Origin of the sequence: Streptomyces sp. NPDC057543, from assembly GCF_042801895.1 — a bacterium.
Lineage (GTDB): Bacteria > Actinomycetota > Actinomycetes > Streptomycetales > Streptomycetaceae > Streptomyces.
Genome location: NZ_JBHVFF010000089.1, coordinates 6,214 through 27,266 on the forward strand (window position 1 = coordinate 6,214; position 21,053 = coordinate 27,266).

At 72.3% G+C, this 21,053-nt stretch carries 2 protein-coding genes; both read left to right on the forward strand.

The annotated features are described in order from the left end of the window. Positions 1-29 precede the first annotated feature (29 nt). Entirely contained in the window at positions 30-20,792 is a 20,763-nt protein-coding gene (locus ACFU8Q_RS17210; RefSeq protein ID WP_384454074.1) for a non-ribosomal peptide synthase/polyketide synthase, read from the forward strand. Between the two features lie 5 nt (positions 20,793-20,797). Continuing rightward, positions 20,798-21,013, forward strand: a complete 216-nt coding sequence (locus ACFU8Q_RS17215; RefSeq protein WP_093896554.1) for an MbtH family protein — start codon at positions 20,798-20,800, stop codon at positions 21,011-21,013. The last annotated feature ends 40 nt before the right edge of the window (positions 21,014-21,053 follow it).

Here is a 21,053-nt window from a genome sequence, read left to right on the forward strand (position 1 = left end):
CGCCTGCCCACACTCCTGGAGGTACCCCCATGTCCCGTCGCGATGGCGACTCCTTTCCCCTCACGGCGGCCCAGCGTGAGATCTGGCTCGCCGAGCAGCGCGCGCGGACAGCGCTCGACGCCTACCGCATCGGCGAATACCTGGAGGTCCACGGCCCGGTTGACGCCGAGCTCGTCGAGACCGCGCTGCGTCGGGTCGTCGACGAGATCGATGCGCTGCACGTGACCTTCGTCCACGACGGGCAGGAGCCACGCCAGGTCGTCCGTGCGGCATGGGACTGGGAACCGACCCGGCTCGACCTGAGCTCGGAGCCCGAACCCCGGGCGGCGGCCCTGGCATGGATGGCCCGGGACCGGATGCGTCCGCTGGACCTCACCCGCGATCCGCTCTTCAGCTTCGCACTGATCAGCCTCTCGCCCGTGCACCACCTCCTGTACCAGAACCACCACCACCTGGTGATGGACGGGTTCGGCCTCTCCCTCGTCCGGCGGCGGGTCACGCGGATGTACACGGCGCTGGCCTCGGGCGGCCCGGTTCCGCCGTCGCCGCTCCGTTCGCTGGACGACCTGCTCCGCAGTGAGGCCGACTACCGCGCCTCGGGGCAGTGCGCCTCCGACCGGTCGTACTGGACGGAGCGGTTCGCCGACCGGCCGGAACCCACTCAGTTCACCGGCCGAGCTTCGCGTGGCGGGAGCGGGCTGCGTTCCTCGGTGGAACCGGCGGTGCTCCGCGTGGACGCGCTGCGAGCGGGGGGAGCGCATACCGAAGTCCACTGGTCCCGACCGCTGATCGCGGCGGCGGCTCTCTACGCGCACCGGCTCACCGGGGACCGGGACGTTCTGATCGGCCTTCCCGTCACCGGGCGCGAGGGGGCCGAACGCGCCTTGCTGTCCACGCCCGGCACGATGGCGAACGTGGTGCCCCTGCGCCTGCCAATGCGTCCGGACATGCGGTGGCAGGACCTGGTCGCCGAGGCGGCACGGGAGGCCGACGCGGCCCTCGCGCACCAGCGTTACCGCAGCGAGGACCTGTTCCGGGACCTCGGTGTTCCCGGTCCCCCCGGGGCGGCGTTCCCACTCGTCGTCAACATCTTGGTCTTCGACTCCGCGCCGAGCTTCGCCGGACACCCCGCCACGCTGCGCTACCTGCTCCCGGAACCGACCACCGGGCTGGCCCTCTGGATCACGGGCCGACGGGGAGACAACGAACTCCGGGTCGAACTCAAGGGTGCGCCCCAGACCTGGAGCGACGACGAACTCGCCGTCCACCAAAGACGGCTGATCACGCTACTGGACACCGTCGCGCACTGCGCCCCGCAGGAGCCGGTCGGCCGGATCGGTCTGCTCGCCGCGGACGAGGAGCGTGAGCTGCTGGCGCTGGGCACCGGCCCGGTAGCCAAGGCATCCACCGAGAGCCTGCCGGAGGTGTTCCGGGCGCAGGTGCGGGCGACGCCGGACGCGGTCGCGGTGGTGGGGCCGGACGCGTCGCTCACGTATGCGGAGCTGGACGCGCGGGCGAACCGGCTGGCGCATGCTCTGATCGCCTGGGGGGCCGGGCCGGAGCGGCTGGTCGCGGTGGCCCTGCCGCGCTCGGCGGAACTGGTGGTGGCCATCCTTGCGGTGCTCAAGGCCGGAGCCGCCTGTGTTCCGGTCGATCCGGATTACCCCGCCGCCCGGATCGGGTACATGCTCGACGACGCCCGGCCGGTCCTGGTGGTGACCGACTCCCGCACCCGCGACCGGTTGCCCGAGGCCGGTTCCGCCGAGCGGCTGGTGGTCGACGCCCCGGAGACCGCGGCCATGGTGGTGGGTTGCCCGGCAGCGGATCCTGAGGTGGCCGTGGAACCGGAGCATCCGGCCTACATCATCTACACCTCCGGTTCCACCGGGCGGCCCAAGGGCGTGGTGTCGACGTACGGCGGCCTGCTCAACCTGTTCGCCGACCAGCAGCGGGCACTGTACCCGCCCCTGCTCGTGGAACGGCGCCGGCTCCGCGTGGCCCTCACCACATCGGTCTCGTTCGACGCGTCCTGGAACCAGTTGCTCAGCCTGTTCGCGGGCCACGAGCTGCACGTCCTGGATCAGGCGACCTGGACCGACCCGGACGCCTTCGTCGACTACGCCGGGCGCTGTGGCCTCGACTTCGTCGAGGCCACCCCGTCGTACCTCCAAGTTCTGGTCGAACAGGGGATGTTGGACGATCCGCGGTGCCCCGTGATGGTCGCAGCAGGCGGGGAGGCCGTCCCGGATCAGCTGTGGGAGCGGCTGCGCGCGGCCGACGGGGTGTCCTGCGTGAACCTCTACGGGCCGTCCGAGTGCACGGTGAACTCGGTCGTCGCGCCGCTGGAGTCGAGCCGGCGCCCGGTGATCGGCCGACCGGTCGGCAACACCCGGCTCCATGTGCTGGACGGCGCGCTGCGGCCGATGCCCACGGGCGAGGCGGGTGAGCTGTACATCGCCGGCGCAGGCCTGGCACGGGGCTACCTGAACCGGCCGGGTCTGACCGCCGAGCGTTTCGTGGCCGACCCGTTCGGGCCGGCCGGCTCGCGGATGTACCGCACCGGCGACCTGGTGCGGTGGGGCTCGGACGGGAACCTGGAGTTCCTCGGCCGTACCGACGACCAGGTCAAGGTCCGGGGATTTCGGATCGAACTCGGCGAGATCGAGGCCGTGCTTGTCGAGCACCCACAGGTCGCGCAGGCCGCCGTTGTGGTGCGTACCGAAGAGGACACCCGGCTGGTCGCCTACTTCGTTCCGGCACCCGGCACCACGGTGGCCGTGCCCGCGCTGCGCGAGCACCTGCGCGAGCAGCTGCCGGAGTACATGGTGCCCACCGCGTTCATGATGCTGGACGCACTGCCGCTGACGCCGAACCGGAAGCTCGACCGACGGGCCCTCCCGGCCCCCGAGCAAGCCTCGGCCGCCCCGGGCCGCGCACCGCGCACCGCGACCGAACACCTACTGGCCGGGCTGTTCGCCGAGGTGCTCGGGGTGGCCGTGGCCGGGCCGGACGACAGCTTCTTCGACCTCGGCGGGCATTCGCTGCTGGCCACCCGGCTGGTCGCCAGGGCACGGTCGGTGCTGGGCGTGGAGCTGAGGCTGAGTGACCTGTTCGACGCACCGACGGTGGCGGAACTGGCGGCGGCAGTGGACGGCGCGGGCCGGGCGCGGCCGGCGCCGGGGCGGCGCGAGCGGCCCGAGCCGATCCCGCTGTCCTTCGCGCAACGCCGGTTGTGGTTCCTGCACCGCATGGAGGGCCCGAGCGCCACATACAACATCCCGCTGGCGCTTCGGCTGTCTGGCGACCTGGACCAGCGGGCCCTGGAAGCCGCTCTGGCGGACGTGGCCGAGCGGCACGAGAGCCTGCGCACCGCCTTCCCCATGGTCGACGGGGTGCCGTGCCAGCGGGTGATGGACCTCGAGGCGGCACGGCCGCGACTGCGGGTGACCGAGGTCGGCGAGGGCGACCTGCCGGATCGGCTGGTGGCGGCGGCCCGGCACGGCTTCGAGCTCTCCGAGGGACCGCCGCTGCACGCCGAACTGTTCCAACTGGGAACCGACGAGCACGTGCTGCTGCTGGTGGTGCATCACATCGCCGGTGACGGCTGGTCGATGGGACCACTCTCACGGGACCTGGCGACCGCCTACGCGGCCCGGTCCGAGGGGGCGAAGCCGGAGTGGTCTCCGCTGCCGGTCCAGTACGCCGACTACGCCCTCTGGCAGCGGGAGCTGCTCGGGGAAGGCACTGACCCGGACAGCCTGCTGAGCGGTCAACTGGTCTACTGGCGGAAGCGGTTGGCGTACATGCCCGAGCAGGTCGAGCTGCCGTTCGACCGGCCCAGGCCGACGGCGATGTCCCACCGGGGCGCCCATCTGCCGGTGCGGATCGACGCCGAACTGCACCAGGGCCTGCGCGCCCTCGCCCGTGACGGCGGGGCCAGCCTCTTCATGGTGCTCCAGGCCGGGCTGGCCGCCCTGCTGGGCAAGCTCGGCGCGGGCACCGACGTCCCGATCGGCACGCCGATCGCCGGACGCACCGACGAGGCCGTGGACGACCTGGTCGGCTTCTTCGTCAACACCCTGGTGCTGCGTACCGACCTCTCAGGCGACCCGTCGTTCACCGAACTGCTGGGCCGGGTGCGCGCCGACGCGCTGGCCGCGTACGCGCACCAGGACGTGCCGTTCGAGCACCTCGTAGAGGCGTTGAACCCGACCCGGTCGCTGGCGCACCACCCCCTGTTCCAGACCATGCTCGCGTTGCAGAACGCTCCGCTCGGCACGTTCGACCTGCCGCGGCTGCGGGTGGAAGCAGACCTGGTGCACACCGGGACGGCCAAGTGCGACCTGACCTTCATGCTGGCCGAACAGCCCGATGAGGACGGGCTGTCGGGCCTGGTGGAGTACAGCACCGACCTGTTCGACACAGCCACCGTGGAGGGGATCGTCGAACGGTGGCTGCGGCTGCTCCGCGCCGTGGTGGCCGCCCCCGGTCGGCCGATCGGCCAAGTGGACGTGCTGTCCGCCGACGAGCTCCGCGCGCTGCTGCCGGCCGTCGTCGACCGGAGCGGAGAGTTGCCGGAGAGCGGCATCACCACGCTCTTCGAGCAGCAGGTACGGGCGAACCCGGCGGCGGTCGCAGTGGTGAGCGAGGAAGTCACCCTGACATATGGCGAGTTGAACGCCCGAGCCAACCAGCTTGCGCACGCCCTGATCGCCCGGGGCGTGGGACCGGAGCAGCTGGTGGCGCTGGCCCTGCCGCGCTCGGCCGAGTTGGTAGTGGCGGTCCTCGCGGTCCTCAAGGCGGGAGCCGCCTACGTTCCGGTGGACCCGCAGTACCCGGCCGCCCGGATCGCCTACCTGCTTCAGGACGCCCGGCCGTCGTTGCTCGTGACGACGGGTGGGATCGGTGAACTGCCGGGCGCAGACCCGGTGGAACGGCTCCTGCTGGACGCCGCCGACCTGGACGGACTGCCGGACACCGACCCGGTGATCCCCCTCGATCCAGGCCACCCCGCCTACGTCATCTACACCTCCGGGTCCACCGGCAACCCCAAGGGCGTCGTGGTCCCGCACCGGAACGTGGTGCGGCTGTTCGGCACCACCCAGGAGCTGTTCGACTTCTCCGCCAAGGACGTCTGGACCCTCTTCCACTCCTATGCCTTCGACTTCTCGGTGTGGGAGCTGTGGGGCCCGCTGCTGTACGGCGGCCGTCTGGTGGTCGTGGACCACGAGACCAGCCGCTCGCCCCACCGGTTCCTGGAGCTCCTCGCACGTGAGCGGGTGACGGTGCTCAACCAGACACCGTCCGCCTTCTACCAGCTGATGCAAGCGGACGAGGAGGCACCGGAGACCGGCCGTTCGCTCGCCCTGCGCACCGTGGTGTTCGGTGGCGAGGCGCTGGAGCACACCCGGCTGACGAGCTGGTACGAGCGACACCCGGACGACGCGCCGCTGCTGGTCAACATGTACGGCATCACCGAGACCACCGTGCACGTGACCTACGCCGCGCTCGACCGGTCCGGCGCCGCCGGCCAGGTCGGCGCGGCCATCCCGGACCTGCGTACGTACGTGTTGGACGCCCACCTGCGGCCGGTGCCCCCGGGCGTGGCCGGCGAGCTGTACGTCGCGGGCGCCGGGCTGGCCCGGGGGTACCTGAACCGGCCCGGTCTGACCGCCGGGCGCTTCGTGGCCGACCCGTTCGGGCCGGCCGGTGCGCGCATGTACCGCAGTGGCGACGTTGTGCGCCGGTGTGCGGACGGCAGCCTGCGGTTCGTGGGCCGGGCCGACGACCAGGTGAAGGTTCGCGGCTTCCGGATCGAACTCGGCGAGATCGAGGCGGCGCTCGCCGCGCACCCCGGAGTCACCCAGGCCACCGTCCTGGCGCGGCAGGACCGGGCCGACGACACCCGGCTGGTCGCGTACCTGGTGGCTGCCCCGGATACCGCCCCGCGCTCGGCCGAACTGCGCGAGCACCTGCGGGAGCTGCTGCCGGAGCACATGGTGCCGGCCGCGTTCGTCGCCCTGGAAAGCCTGCCGCTGACCGCCAACGGCAAGCTGGACCGACGTGCGCTGCCCGCACCCGACCTCGCTCCGACGAACACCGGCCGCGCGCCGCGTACGCCGCAGGAGCAGATCCTGTGCGAGCTGTTCGCCGAGGTTCTCGGGGTGGCCGAGGCCGGTGTCGAGGACAGCTTCTTCGACCTGGGCGGGCATTCGCTGCTGGCGACCCGCCTGACCGCCCGGGTCCGCGCGACCCTGGGAGTGGAGCTGGAGCTGCGCACCCTGTTCGAGACCCCGACCCCGGCCGGCGTGGCCTCCGCCCTGGCGGGTGCCCGCCAGGCGCAGCCGGCCCTGGTGCCCCACCCGCGTCCCGAACGGATCCCGCTGTCGTTCGCGCAGCGGCGGCTCTGGTTCCTGCACCAGCTGGAGGGTGCCGACGCGAACTACCACATCTCCCTGGCATGGCGGCTGTCCGGGAACCTGGACCGGCGGGCCCTGGCAGCCGCCCTGGCGGACGTGGCGGCCCGGCACGAGAGCCTGCGCACCGTCTTCCCGGCGGTGGACGGCGTGCCGTACCAGCAGGTGCTGGACGTCGCGGCGGGCCGCCCGCGGCTGGATGTGAGCCGGACCACCGAGGCCGGGCTGCCGGACGTGCTGGCGACCGCGAACGCCCGACCGTTCGACCTGGCGGTCGATCTGCCGCTGCGCGTCGGTCTGTTCGAGCTCGCGCCGGACGAGCACGTGCTCCAGGTGGTGCTCCACCACATCGCGGGTGACGGCTGGTCGCTGGGCCCGTTCGCACACGACCTGACCGCCGCCTACGCGGCGCGCCGCCGCGGCGAGGAGCCACAGTGGGCGGAGCTGCCGGTCCAGTACGCCGACTACACCCTGTGGCAGCACGAGCTGCTCGGCGACGCAGCCGACCGGGAAAGCCTGTTTGCCCGCCAGACGGCCTACTGGACCAGGCAGTTGGCCGATCTGCCGGAGCAGCTCCGGCTGCCCGGCGACCGGCCCCGCCCGGCGGTCGCCTCGCACCGGGGCGGCCTCGTGCGCGCCGGGCTGGACGCGGAACTGCACCGCGGCCTGCGCGAGCTCGCCCGTGTGCACGGGACCAGTCTGTTCATGGTGCTTCAAGCCGGGCTGGCGGCGCTGCTGAGCAAGCTCGGCGCGGGCGACGACATCCCGGTCGGCAGCCCGGTCGCCGGCCGGAGCGACCAGGCACTCGACGAGCTGGTCGGCTACTTCGTCGACACCCTGGTGTTCCGTACGGACACCTCGGGCGATCCGACGCTCGCCGAGCTGCTGGGCCGGGTGCGGGACACCGCGCTGGCCGGGTACGCCAACCAGGACCTGCCGTTCGAGTACCTCGTAGAGGCCCTCAATCCGGTGCGGTCGCTGGCGCATCACCCGCTGTTCCAGGTCATGCTGGTGCTGCAGAACGCGCCCCGGGCCGACTTCGCCCCACCCGGGCTGCGCGTCGACGAGGTGGAGCTGACCACGACCACCTCCAAGTTCGACCTGGTCTTCTCGCTGTCCGAGCGGCACGCCGGAGACGGCTCCCCGGACGGGATCGACGCGTTCGTCCAGTTCGCGAGCGATCTGTACGATCCGGCCACCGTCGATACGATGGTCGCGCGCTGGATGCGGCTGCTGAGGGCGGCCGTCGCCGACCCGCAGCAGCGGCTCGGCCGCGTCGATCTGCTGTCCGTCGAGGAGCGCTGCGAGCTACTGCCCGCCGTCGAGGGCGAGGCGGTCGCCGCGAGCCTGCCGGAGATGTTCGCGGCGCAGGTGGCGGCGACGCCCGAGGGTGTTGCTCTGGCCTCCAGCGGCATGGAGTTGACGTACAGTCAGCTGAATGCGTGGGCGAATCGGTTCGCGCATGCGCTGATCGCGCGGGGTGTGGGCGCGGAGCAGATCGTGGCGGTTGCATTGCCGCGGTCGGTGGAGTTCGTGGTGGCCGTCCTGGGCGTCCTGAAGACGGGAGCCGCCTATCTGCCGGTGGATCCGGCGTATCCGGAGTCGCGGATCGCGTTCATGCTGGAGGATGCACGGCCGACCGTGGTGGTCGACGACCCGGCGACGGTGGCCGACGTGTCCGAGTGGCCTGATACCGATCCTGCCGTCGTGGTGGACGCCCGGCACTCGGCGTACGTGATCTATACGTCCGGCTCGACCGGACGGCCCAAGGGCGTGGTGGTGAGCCACGCGGGCCTGCGGGGAATGGTGGCCGAGCAGGTCGAACGGCTCGGCATCGACGCGGCCAGCCGGGTGCTCCAGTTCTCCTCGCCCAGCTTCGACGTCTCGCTGTGGGACCTGTGCGGCGCCCTGCTCACCGGTGCCGCCCTTGTGCCGGCACCCGCGACCGAGCCGGTCTCCGCGCTGACCGACCCGAGTCTTGCTCTCACCCATGCGACGGTGCCGCCGTCCGTGCTGGCGGCGCTGTCGCCGGACGCGGTGGCCGTGCCGACGTTGGCGGTTGCGGGTGAGGCGTGCCCGCCGGAGCTGGTCGTGCGATGGGCGCCAGGGCGGCAGATGGTCAACGCGTACGGTCCGACCGAGACGACGGTCATCGCGACGATGAGCGAGCCACTGTCGCCGGGGTCGGGCGTGCCGCCGATCGGCCGTGCCGTCGCCGGGTTCCGGGCGTATGTGCTGGACCAGCGGCTGGGCCTGGTGCCACCGGAGGTGACCGGGGAGCTGTACGTCGCCGGCCCGGGGCTCGCGCGCGGCTACCTGAACCGGCCCGGGCTCTCCGCGGGGCGGTTCGTTGCCTGCCCGTTCGGCACGGCAGGTGAACGCATGTACCGCACCGGCGACCTGGTGCGCCGACGCGCTGACGGCCAGTTGGAGTATCTCGGCCGCGCCGACGACCAGGTGAAGGTGCGTGGCTTCCGGATCGAACTCGGCGAGATCGAGACAGCGCTGGCAGAACACCCGCAGGTCGGCCAGGTCGCGGTGATCGCCCGCAAGGACCACGCGGAGGACACCCGCTTGGTCGCCTACCTGGTGCCCGCCACCGACGCCGAGCTTCGGCCGGAGGAACTGCGCACTCACCTCCGCGAGTGGCTGCCGGACTACATGCTGCCCGCCGCATTCGTCGCCCTCGACGCCCTGCCGTTGACCGCCAACGGCAAGCTCGACCGGCGTGCCCTGCCCGAGCCGGAGTTCACCGGATCGCGCGTCGGCAGGGCGCCGCACACCCCACAGGAGCAGGTGCTGGCCGAGCTGTTCGCCGAGGTCCTGGGCTTGACGCAGGTCGGCGTCGACGACAACTTCTTCGACCTGGGCGGACACTCCCTGCTGGCCACCCGGCTGGTGGCCCGGGTCCGGGCGGCCCTGGGCGTCGAGCTGGCGCTGCACACCCTGTTCCGAACCCCGACGGTGGCCGGGCTGGCCGCTGTTCTGGGTGGCGCCGACCGAGCCAGGCCCGCCCTGGACCGGGCGGAACGGCCCGAGCGGGTACCGCTGTCGTCCGCGCAGCGGCGGCTCTGGTTCCTGCACCAGCTGGAGGGCGCCGGAGCGATCTACAACATGCCGCTGGCATGGCGGCTCTCCGGACCGCTGGACCGGCCGGCACTGGAGCAGGCGCTCGCCGACGTTCTCGACCGGCACGAGAGCCTGCGCACGGTCTTCCCGGCGGTGGACGGCGTGCCGTTCCAGCAGGTGCTGGCCCCCGGGGCGACGCGGCCGAAGCTGCCCGTCACCCCGGCCGACGGGACGGACCTGACGGAGCTGCTGACGGCGGCCGCGGCGCGCGGATTCGACCTCGCGACCGAACCACCGCTGCGCGCCGAGCTGTTCGAGGCGGCACCGGACGAGCATGTGCTGCTGCTGGTGGTCCACCACATCGCCGGTGACGGCTGGTCGCTGGGCCCCTTGTCGACCGACCTGGCCACCGCGTACACGGCGCGCCGCCGGGGCGAGGAACCTCGGTGGGTGGAACTGCCCGTCCAGTACGCCGACTACACCCTGTGGCAGCAGGAGCTGCTCGGCGACGCGGCAGACCCGGACAGCCTGTTCGCCCGCCAGGCGGCCTACTGGACGCGGACATTGGCGGACCTGCCGGAACAGATCCAGCTTCCTCTCGACCGCCACCGCCCGTCCGCTCCCACCTACTCCGGTGGCCACCTCGCGATCGAGCTGGACGCCGAGCTGCACGCCGGGCTCGTCCGCCTGGGCCGGGAGCACGGGGCCAGCGCCTACATGGTGTTGCAGGCCGCGCTGGCGGCGCTGCTGGACAAACTCGGCGCGGGAACGGACATCCCGGTCGGCAGCCTGATCGCGGGCCGGACCGACCAGGCCCTGGACGACCTCGTCGGGTTCTTCGTCAACACCCTGGTGCTGCGGACCGACACCTCGGGCGACCCGACCTTCGCCGAGCTGCTGGGCCGGGTCCGGGAGAACGCGCTGGCCGCGTACGCGCACCAGGACCTGCCGTTCGAGCACCTCGTCGAGGCCCTCAACCCGGCCCGGTCGCTCGCCCGCCAGCCCCTGTTCCAGGTCATGCTGGCGCTGCAGAACGTGCCCCGCACCGAGTTCGCCCTGCCCGGCCTGAGCGCCGAGACCGTACTGGTGCGGACGCCCACGGCGATGTTCGACCTCGCCATCCACCTGCTGGAGCGCGGCGGCACCGGCGGGTCGGCCGAGGGCATCATCGGGCGGGTCGAGTACAGCACCGACCTGTTCGACCACGCCACGGTGGAGGCGCTGGTCGCCCGGTGGCTGCGCCTGCTGGCGTCGGTGGTCGCCGAGCCGGACCGGCCGCTGAGCCGGATCGACGTCCTTGCCGCCGAGGAACGGCACGAGCTGCTGGTCGTACGCAACGACACCGCGTGCCCGGCTCCCGTCGCCGGCCTGCCGTCCCTGTTCGAGGCCTGGGTCCGGGCGACCCCGCAGGCCCCGGCGGTGGTGTTCGAGGACACCACGCTGACCTACCACGAACTGAACCGCAGAGCCAACCGTCTGGCGCACTCGCTGATCGCGCGCGGGGCGGGACCGGAGCAGGTCGTCGCCCTGCGACTGCCGCGCTCCCCCGAGCTGGTGGTCGCCGTCCTCGCGGTCCTCAAGACGGGCGCGGCATACCTGCCGATCGACCCGGACTACCCGGCCGCCCGCATCGCGTACATGCTCGAGGACGCGCGACCGGCTGTGGTGCTCGACGACCTCGCGGCCGTCACACCGGCCGAGGAGCAGCCGGAGCACGATCCGACCGTCGCCGTGGACACGCGGTACCCGGCCTACGTCATCTACACCTCGGGCTCCACCGGCCGGCCCAAGGCCGTGGTGATGCCCGCCGCCGGGCTGCTGAACCTGCTTGCGTGGCACCACGGGGCCATCGGTGGTGAACCTGGCACGCGTACCGCGCAGTTCACCGCGATCAGCTTCGACGTCTCGGTGCAGGAGACGCTCTCCGCGCTGCTGTACGGCAAGACCCTCGTGGTGCCGACCGAGGAGCAGCGCCGCAGTGCCGAGTTGTTCGCCCACTGGCTGGACCGGCACGGGGTAGAGGAGCTGTTCGCGCCCAATCTGGTGGTCGAGGCGCTGGCCGAAGCGGCCGAGGAGGCCGGGCTGGTACTGCCGAACCTGCGGCTGATCGCACAGGCCGGCGAGGCGATGCGGCTGGGCGGTGCCGTACGCCGCTTCCAGACCCGGCGGCCTGGCCGGGCGCTGCACAACCACTACGGCCCCGCCGAAACCCACGTGATCACCGCCTACTCGCTGCCGGCCGACCCCGCCGACTGCCCGCTGCCGGTGCCGATCGGCCGACCGATCGCCAACTGCCGCGTGTACGTGCTGGATTCTGCCTTGCGCCCGGTCGCCCCCGGCGTGACGGGCGAGCTGTATCTCGCCGGGGCAGGACTCGCCCGCGGTTACCTGAACCGGCCCGGACTCACCGCCACGCGATTCGTCGCCAACCCGTACGGTCCGGCCGGCGCGAGGATGTACCGCACCGGGGACCTGGTCCGCTGGCGCGCCGACGGCAAGCTGGAGTTCGCGGGCCGGGTGGACCACCAGGTGAAGGTCCGCGGGTTCCGGGTCGAGCCGGGTGAGATCGAGGCCGAGCTGGCCGCGCACCCGGGTGTCTCCCAGGTTGCGGTGCTCACCCGGGCGGACCGGCCGGGCGAGACCCGGATCGTCGCGTACGTGGTGCCCACGGCCGAAACCGGGGCGACGGCTGCGGAGCTGGCGACGTATTTGCGCGACCGCGTGCCGGACTACCTGGTGCCGTCGGCGTTCGTGTTGCTGGATGTGCTGCCGTTGACGGCGAACGGGAAGCTGGACCGTGCAGCGCTGCCCGCGCCCGAGCCTGGGACGGTCGGGAGCAGTCGCGCGCCGCGCACGCCGCAGGAGCAGATCCTGTGCGAGTTGTTCGCCGAGGTGCTGGGCGCGTCCCGGGTCGGAGTCGACGACGACTTCTTCGACCTGGGCGGGCACTCCCTGCTCGCCACCCGGCTGGTCTCGCGGGTCCGGGCGACCCTCGACGTCGAGCTGGAACTGCGCAGCCTGTTCCGGACGCCGACGCCCGCCGGGCTCGCGGCCGGGCTGCCCGACGCCGGCACCGCGCGGCAGGCCCTGGTTCCCCAGCCCCGCCGCGAGCCCATGCCGCTGTCGTTCGCGCAGCGCCGGCTCTGGTTCCTCCAGCAGTTCGGGACGCCGAGCGCCACCTACCACATGCCGCTCGCCCTGCGGCTGTCCGGCGGTCTCGACCAGGCCGCGCTGAGTGCCGCGCTCGCCGACGTGGTGGCCCGGCACGAGACCCTGCGCACGGTCTTCCCGCTCATCGCCGACGTTCCGCACCAGCGGGTGCTCGACGCCGCCGAGGTCGACGTCCCGCTGGCGGTGCGCGCGGTCCGCGAGGCGGAGGTTCCTGCCCTGCTGCGCGAGGCGGCGGTGCGGGCATTCGACCTGGCGGTGGAACTGCCGTTGCGGGCGGAGCTGTTCGCGCTCGCACCGCAGGAGCATGTGCTGCTGGTGGTGATGCACCACATCGCCGGTGACGGCTGGTCCATGGGTCCGCTGGCCCGCGACCTCGCCGCGGCCTACGCCGCCCGGCGGGGCGGTGGGACGCCCCAATGGTCTCCGCTGCCGGTGACGTACGGCGACTACACCCTGTGGCAGCACGAGGTGCTCGGCGACGAGCACGACACGGACAGTGTGTTCGCGCGCCAGGTCGCCTACTGGACCGAGGCGCTGGCCGGGCTGCCCGACCAGGTGCATTTGCCGGTCGACCGGCCGCGTCCGGCCGCCATGTCGTACCGCGGCGACCTGCTGGACGTCCGGATCGAAGCCGAACTGCATGTGGCTCTGGTGGAGTTGGCGCGGCGCACCGGCACCAGTCTGTTCATGGTGCTTCAGGCGGGTCTTGCCGCGTTGTACACGCGGTTGGGTGCGGGGACGGACATCCCGATCGGCAGTCCGATCGCGGGGCGCACGGACGAGGCGCTGGACGATCTGGTCGGGTTCTTCGTGAACACGCTGGTGCTGCGCACGGACACGAGCGGTGATCCGAGTTTCGCCGAGTTGTTGGGGCGGGTGCGGGAGACGGCACTGTCCGCGTTCGCGCATCAGGATGTGCCGTTCGAGCACCTGGTGGAGGTGCTGAACCCGTCCCGGTCGCTGTCCCACCACCCGCTGTTCCAGACCGGACTGGTCGTACAGAACGCGCCGGGGGGCGACTTCGACCTGCCCGGCTTGAGGGCCACCGGGATGGCCGTGCCCACCGGGACCTCCCGGCTCGACCTGACCTTCGGCCTGGCGGAGCAGCACGAGTCCGACGGCGCGCCGGCCGGCCTGAGCGGTGCGGTCGAGTACAGCGCCGACCTGTTCGACCGTTCGACGGTGGAGACCCTCTTCGTCCGGTGGACCAGGCTGCTGGCCGCGGTCGCGGCCGCACCGGACCGGCCGATCGGCGGGGTCGACCTGCTGTCCGACGAGGAGCGCCGCGAGCTGCTGCCCGCCGCCGAGAGCGGGACTGCCGCCACGAGCCTGCCGGAGATGCTCGCGGCGCAGGTGGTGGCGACGCCGGATGCGGTCGCGCTTGTCTGTGGCGATGTCGAGTTGACGTACGGTCAGTTGAATGTTCGGGCGAATCGGTTGGCGCATGCGCTGATCGCTCGGGGTGTGGGTGCGGAGCAGATCGTGGCGGTGGCGTTGCCGCGGTCGCCGGAGTCGGTGGTGGCGGTCCTGGGCGTGCTGAAGGCCGGGGCCGCGTACCTTCCGGTGGATCTGTCGTATCCGCGGTCGCGGATCGCGTTCATGCTGGACGACGCTCGCCCGGCGGTGGTGATCGATGATCCGGCGATGGTGGCCGAGGAAGACTGGCCGGACACCGATCCGCAGATCGCGCTCGACGTCAGGCATCCGGCCTATGTGATCTACACGTCGGGCTCGACCGGCCGGCCCAAGGGCGTCGTGGTAAGCCACAACGGCGTGGCGGGCATGGTGGCGGCGCAGGTCGAGAGGCTCGGCGTGACGGCGGGCAGCCGGGTGCTCCAGTTCGCCTCGCCCAGCTTCGATGCATCGTTCTGGGACCTGTGCAGCGCCCTGCTCACCGGTGCCGCCCTCGTCCTGGCCCCGTCCGAGGCCCCGCTGGAGGCCCTGACGGACCGCCGGCTCGACGTCACCCATGTGACGCTGCCGCCCTCGGCCCTGGCGGCGCTGGACGGCGCCGACGTCACGGCCGCCACCCTGGTGGTGGCGGGTGAGGCCTGCCCGCCGGAGCTGGTGGCCCGGTGGGCGCCAGGGCGCCGGATGATCAACGCGTACGGTCCGACGGAGACGACGGTGTGCGCGACGATGAGCGACCCGCTGTCCCCGGGGTCGGGCGTGCCGCCGATCGGCAGACCGATCGCGGGTTTCCGGGCATACGTGCTGGACGAGCGGATGCGGATCGTGCCGCCGGGTGTGGTGGGGGAGTTGTATGTGGCGGGCGCCGGCCTGGCGCGCGGGTACCTGAACCGGGCGGGGCTGACGGCCGAACGGTTCGTGGCCTGCCCGTTCGGCACGGACGGCGAGCGCATGTACCGCACGGGCGACCTGGTGCGCCGGTGCGCCGACGGTGAGCTGGAATACGTAGGCCGCGCCGACGACCAGGTGAAGGTGCGCGGCTTCCGCATCGAGCTCGGCGAGATCGAGGCAGCCCTGGCCGAGCACCCCGCAGTCGCCCAGGCCGCCGTCCTCGCACAGGACGACCGGCTCGTCGGCTACGTCGTCCCGCGCCAGGCGGCGGTGCGGGACGGTGGCCTCGAAGCGGAACACGTGGGCGAGTGGCGGGACATCTACGATGCCCTGCCCATCGTTCCCGAGGAATCCGCCTTCGGTCAGAACTTCGTCGGCTGGAACAGCAGTTACGACGCGAGCCCGATTCCGATCGAGCAGATGCGGGAGTGGCGGGACGCCACCGTGGCGCGCGTCCTGGCCCTGCGCCCCCGCCGGGTGCTGGAGGTCGGCGTCGGCACCGGCCTTCTCCTCTCGCAGATCGCACCGCATTGCGAGGCCTACTGGGCGACCGACTTCTCCGCCACCGCGATCGACGCGCTGGCCGCCCAAGTGGCGCGGGAGGAGCGGCTGGCCGAGCGTGTGGTCCTGCAGACCCGCCCGGCGCACGACATCGACGGGCTGCCGGTCGGGCGGTTCGACACCATCGTGCTGAACTCGGTGGTGCAGTACTTCCCGTCCGCCGACTACCTCGCCGACGTGATCGACCGGCTGATGCGGTTGCTCACCCCCGGCGGCGTGCTCTTCGTCGGCGACATCCGCAACCTGCGGCTGCTGCGCCCGTTGGCCACGGCCGTCCAGCTCCACCGGGCCGCCGACGGCGCCGAGCTGCCTTCAGTGCGCCGTGCCGTGGAGCAGGCCCTGCTGGTGGAGAAGGAACTCCTGGTCGACCCGGACTTCTTCACCGTCCTGCGCGACCGGGGCACCGTCGGTGCCGTGGCCGTGGAGGTCAAACGCGGCCGGCACCACAACGAACTCACTCGCTACCGCTACGACGTCACGCTGCACAAGCAGCCGGCCGTCCCGACGGCATCGGCCGCGCCGCAGGAGCTGGCGTGGGGCCGAGAGATCGCCGACCTCAAGGAGGTGCGCGAGCTGCTCGCCCTGCGCAGCGCGGACCCGGTGCGCATCACCGGGGTGCCGAACCGGCGCGTCGCCCGCGAGGCAGCGCTGGCCCGGGCGGTGCAGAACGGGGACGGCACGCTCGCCGAACTGCTGGACCGGCTGCACGGCCCGGACAGCGGCGACTTGCCCGACCCGGAGGATTTCCGTGAGCTCGGCGACGAACTCGGCCGCCGGGTGGACGTCACCTGGTCGGTCGGCGCGCCCGACGCCCTGGACGTCGTCATCTCCGACGTGCCGGGAGACGCCCCCGTCGAGGCCTACCGGCCGCTACGGCCGTCCGGCACCGCGTTGTCCTCGCTCACCAACCGCCCGACCGGAAGCCGCGCCACGGGCGCCCTCGTCGGCGAACTCCGCGACCGGCTGCGCGACCGCCTGCCCGACTACCTCGTGCCGTCGGCCTTCGTCGTCCTGGACGCACTGCCGCTGACCGCCAGCGGCAAGGTCGACCGCCGCGCACTGCCCGCCCCCGACCTGGGGACGGCCGCGACCGGGCGGGCGCCGCGCACCCCGCAGGAGCAACTGCTCGCCGATCTCTTCGCCGACGTGCTCGGGCTGCCCAGGGTCGGCGTCGAGGACAGCTTCTTCGACCTCGGCGGGCATTCCCTGCTGGCGACCCGCCTGGCCTCCCGGGTCCGGGCGGCCTTCGGCGCGGAGCTGGAAGTTCGCACGCTCTTCGAGCACCCGACCGTGGCCGCCCTGGCGACCCGCCTCGACGGCTCGGTCACGGAGCGGCCCGCGCTGACCGCCCGTCCGCGCCCCGAGCGGATCCCACTGTCCTTCGCCCAGCAACGCCTGTGGTTCCTGCACCGCATGGACGGGCCGAGTGCCACCTACAACATGCCGCTCGCGCTGCGCCTGGACGGCGAACTGGACCGGGCGGCGCTGCATGCCGCGCTCGCCGACGTGATCGCCCGGCACGAGAGCCTGCGGACGGTCCTGCGCGAGGCGGACGGCGTGCCGTACCAGCTCGTGCTGAGCGCGGACGAGGCCCGCCCCGAGCTGCCGGTCATCGAGCTCGATGACGTACAGCTGTCCGGCCGGCTCGCGGAGGGGGCCGGGCGTGGCTTCGACCTGGCCGCCGAACCGCCGATCCGCGCGGAGCTCTACGCGTTTGCCCCCGACCGGCATGTGCTGCTGCTCGTGGTGCACCACATCGCGGCCGACGGCTGGTCGATGGGCCCGCTCTCCCGCGACCTGGCGACGGCATACGCATCCCGCTGCCGGGGCGAGGGACCGCAGTGGTCCCCGCTGCCCGTGCAGTACGCCGACTACACCCGGTGGCAACGCGATCTGCTTGGCGACGCCGCCGATCCGGACAGCCTGTTCGCCCGACAACTCGTCTATTGGAGCGAGGAGCTCACCGGGCTGCCGCAGCGGCTGCAACTGCCCGCAGACCGGCCCCGGCCTGCTGTGGCTTCGCAGCTGGGCGGCCGGCTCGCCGTCCGGCTGGACGCCGAACTGCACCAGGCATTGCGGGACCTGGGCACCTCGCGCGGCGCCAGCATGTTCATGGTGCTCCAGGCCGGACTCGCCGCGCTGCTCACCCGGCTCGGCGCCGGCACCGACATCCCGATCGGCAGTCCCATCGCCGGGCGCACCGACCAAGCCCTGGACGACCTCGTCGGGTTCATGGTCAACACTCTGGTGCTGCGCACCGACACGAGCGGCGACCCCGGCTTCGCCGAACTGCTCGGCCAGGTAAGGCAGAAGGCGCTGTCCGCGTACGCCCACCAGGACGTGCCGTTCGAGTACCTGGTCGAGGTGGTCAACCCGGCCCGATCCCTGTCGCACCACCCGCTGTTCCAGATCATGCTGGCTCTGCAGAACGCGCCATGGAGCGAGTTCACGCTGCCAGGGCTGTCGACCGGCTACCTGGAGGCACCGACCGGCACCGCGCGGGTCGACCTGACGTTCAGTCTGGCCGAGCAGTACCGACCGGATGGCAGCCTCGACGGCATGGTCGGTGCGGTGGAGTACGCCACCGATCTGTTCGATCCGGCCACCGTGGAGCTGCTGTTCGCCCGATGGGCGCGGTTGCTCCGCGCGGTGGTTGCCGACCCCGACCGGCCGATCAGCCGGATCGACATCATGTCCGGCGAGGAACGCCACCGGCTGCTGTCCGAGTTCAACGACACCGCCGCCGAGCTGCCCGAGGCCGCGCTGCCGGAGCTGTTTGCCCGTCAGGTACGAGCCACCCCGGACGCGGTGGCCGTCGTGGCGAGCGGCACCGAGCTGACCTATCGGGAGCTCGACCTGCGGGCCAATCGTCTCGCGCGGGCACTGATCCGCCAGGGCGTGGCGCCGGAGACACCGGTGGCGGTGATGCTGGAGCGCTCGGCGGACCTGGTCGTGGCGATCCTGGCGATCATCAAGGCGGGCGGCACCTACGTGCCCCTCGACTCGCGATTCCCGCAGTCCCGCATCGACCTGATCCTCCGGGAGGCCGGGGCCGCGCTGGTGCTCACCGAGGACGTGGTGGCCACACTGATCCGGTCCGAGTCCGATTCGTCCGACCCTGACGTCCCATGTGACCCTTGGCAGTTGGCGTACGTGATGTACACCTCCGGCTCGACCGGGCGACCGAAGGGCGTCGCCGTCACCCACCGCGACGTGGTGGCCCTCGCGCTGGCCCCCGACTGGCGCGGCGGCGGGCACGAGCGGGTGCTGCTGCACTCCCCGACCGCGTTCGACCTCTCGACGTACGAGCAGTGGGTGCCACTGCTCGGCGGCGGCCGGGTCGTGGTCGCACCGCCCGGCCGGCTCGACATCGACCTGCTGCACCAGGCGGTCAGCGAGAACCAGGTAACCGGACTGTGGCTGACGGCCGGCCTGTTCCGCCTGGTCGCAGAGGAGCGGCCGGGCCTGCTCGCGGGGGTCCGCGAGGTGTGGACCGGCGGTGACGTGGTCTCCCCGGCCGCCGTCGCCCGGGTGCTGGCAGCCTGCCCCGGTCTTGAGGTGGTCAACGGCTACGGGCCGACCGAGGCCACGACCTTGGCCACCTGCCATCCGGTCCGTACCCTCCCCGAGCACGCCGCGACCGTGCCGATCGGCCGGCCGATGGCGAACATGCGTGCCTACGTGCTCGACGCGGGGCTGCGGCCGGTGCCGCCGGGCGTGGTCGGTGAGCTGTACCTCGCGGGGGTGGGCGTGGCCCGGGGCTACGTCGGCCGGCCCGGCCTGACGGCACAGCGGTTCACCGCCGACCCGTACGGGCCGGCCGGGGGCCGGATGTACCGCACGGGCGACCTGGCGGCGTGGCTGGCCGACGGCACACTGGAGTTCGCCGGACGGGCCGACCACCAGGTCAAGCTGCGCGGCTTCAGGATCGAGCCCGGCGAGGTCGAGGCGGTGCTCGCGAATTGCCCGGGCGTCGCCCAGGCAGCCGTCGTCGCCCGGGAGGACCAGCCGGGCGACAAGCGGCTCGTCGCCTACGTGGTGCCCGCTTCCGAGGGTGCGCCCGAGGCGGGTGAGCTGTCCGACCGGCTGCGCCGCGAACTGCCCGAGTACATGGTGCCGTCGGCGTTCGTCAGCCTGGACATGCTGCCGTTGACCGCCAACGGCAAACTGGACCGGGCCGCCCTGCCGGCCCCCGAGTACGGGGCGCCGGGCACCGGGCGCGGCCCGCGGACGCCGCAGGAGGAGCTGCTGTGCGACCTGTTCGCCGAGGTCCTCGGCCGGGAGCAGGTGCGCATCGACGACAGCTTCTTCGACCTGGGCGGTCACTCGCTGCTGGCCGCCCGCCTGGTCTCCCGCGTCCGCGAGACCCTCGGCGTCGAGGTGGGCCTGCGCACCCTCTTTGAAGCGCCGACCGTGGCCGGGCTCACGGAACGCCTGGTCATGAACGATCCCGGCGAAGCGTTGGACGTGGTGCTGCCGCTCCGCACGACCGGGAGCCGGACACCGCTGTTCTGCATCCACCCCGGCGGCGGCATCAGCTGGTCGTACAGCGGGCTGCTGAACCACATCGGTCCCGAGTACCCGGTCTACGCGATCCAGGCGCGCGGACTCGGCCGCCCCGAACCCCGGCCGACGTCCTTCGAGGAGATGGCGGCCGACTACGCCGACCAGATCCAGAAGATCCAGCCCGAGGGCCCGTACCTGCTGCTCGGCTGGTCTGCCGGTGGGCTGATCGCCCAGGCGATCGCCTGCGAGCTTCAGGCCCGTGGCGAGCGGACCGCGCTGCTGGCGATCCTCGACGCCTACCCGGTGAAGGACGTGCAGTTCGAGGAGCTGCCCGTGCCCACCGAGCGGGACGTGCTCGTCGGGGTGCTCGACTGCGACCTGGACGAGCTGGGCGACCGGCCGCTGACCTACGGCGAGGTCGCCGAGATCCTGAGCCGGCGGGGCAGCGCACTGGCCGGCCTGACGGAGCAGCAGATCGAGGTCATCGTCCACATCATGATCAACAACGCCAAGCTGGCGGTCGACTTCGTCCCCGGAAGGTTCGACGGAGACCTGCTGCTCTTCAATTCCACGATCGACCGGGGCGCCGACAACGCCGGGCCCGGGACCTGGCGCCCGTACATCGCCGGCCGGATCGAATCGCACGAGATCACCACCCGGCACGACCGGATGACCCAAGCCGGCTCGCTGGCCCAGATCGGCCCGATCCTGGCCGCCAAGCTCGCCGAGGCCACCGGTGACACCCCAACCCGAAACCAGGAGGACTGATTCCCATGACCAACCCCTTCGAGAACCAGGACGGCACCTTCCTTGTGCTCGTCAACCAGGAGAACCAGCACTCGCTGTGGCCTCAGTTCGCGGACGTCCCCGCCGGCTGGACCGTCGCCCACGGCCCCGACACCCACGCCGCCTGCCTGGAGTACGTCGAGCAGACCTGGACCGACATGCGGCCCAAGAGCCTCGTCGACGCCATGGATGCCCAGCGGTAGCGCGGCCGACATGACCTCCACCGATACCCTGGACGAGGCC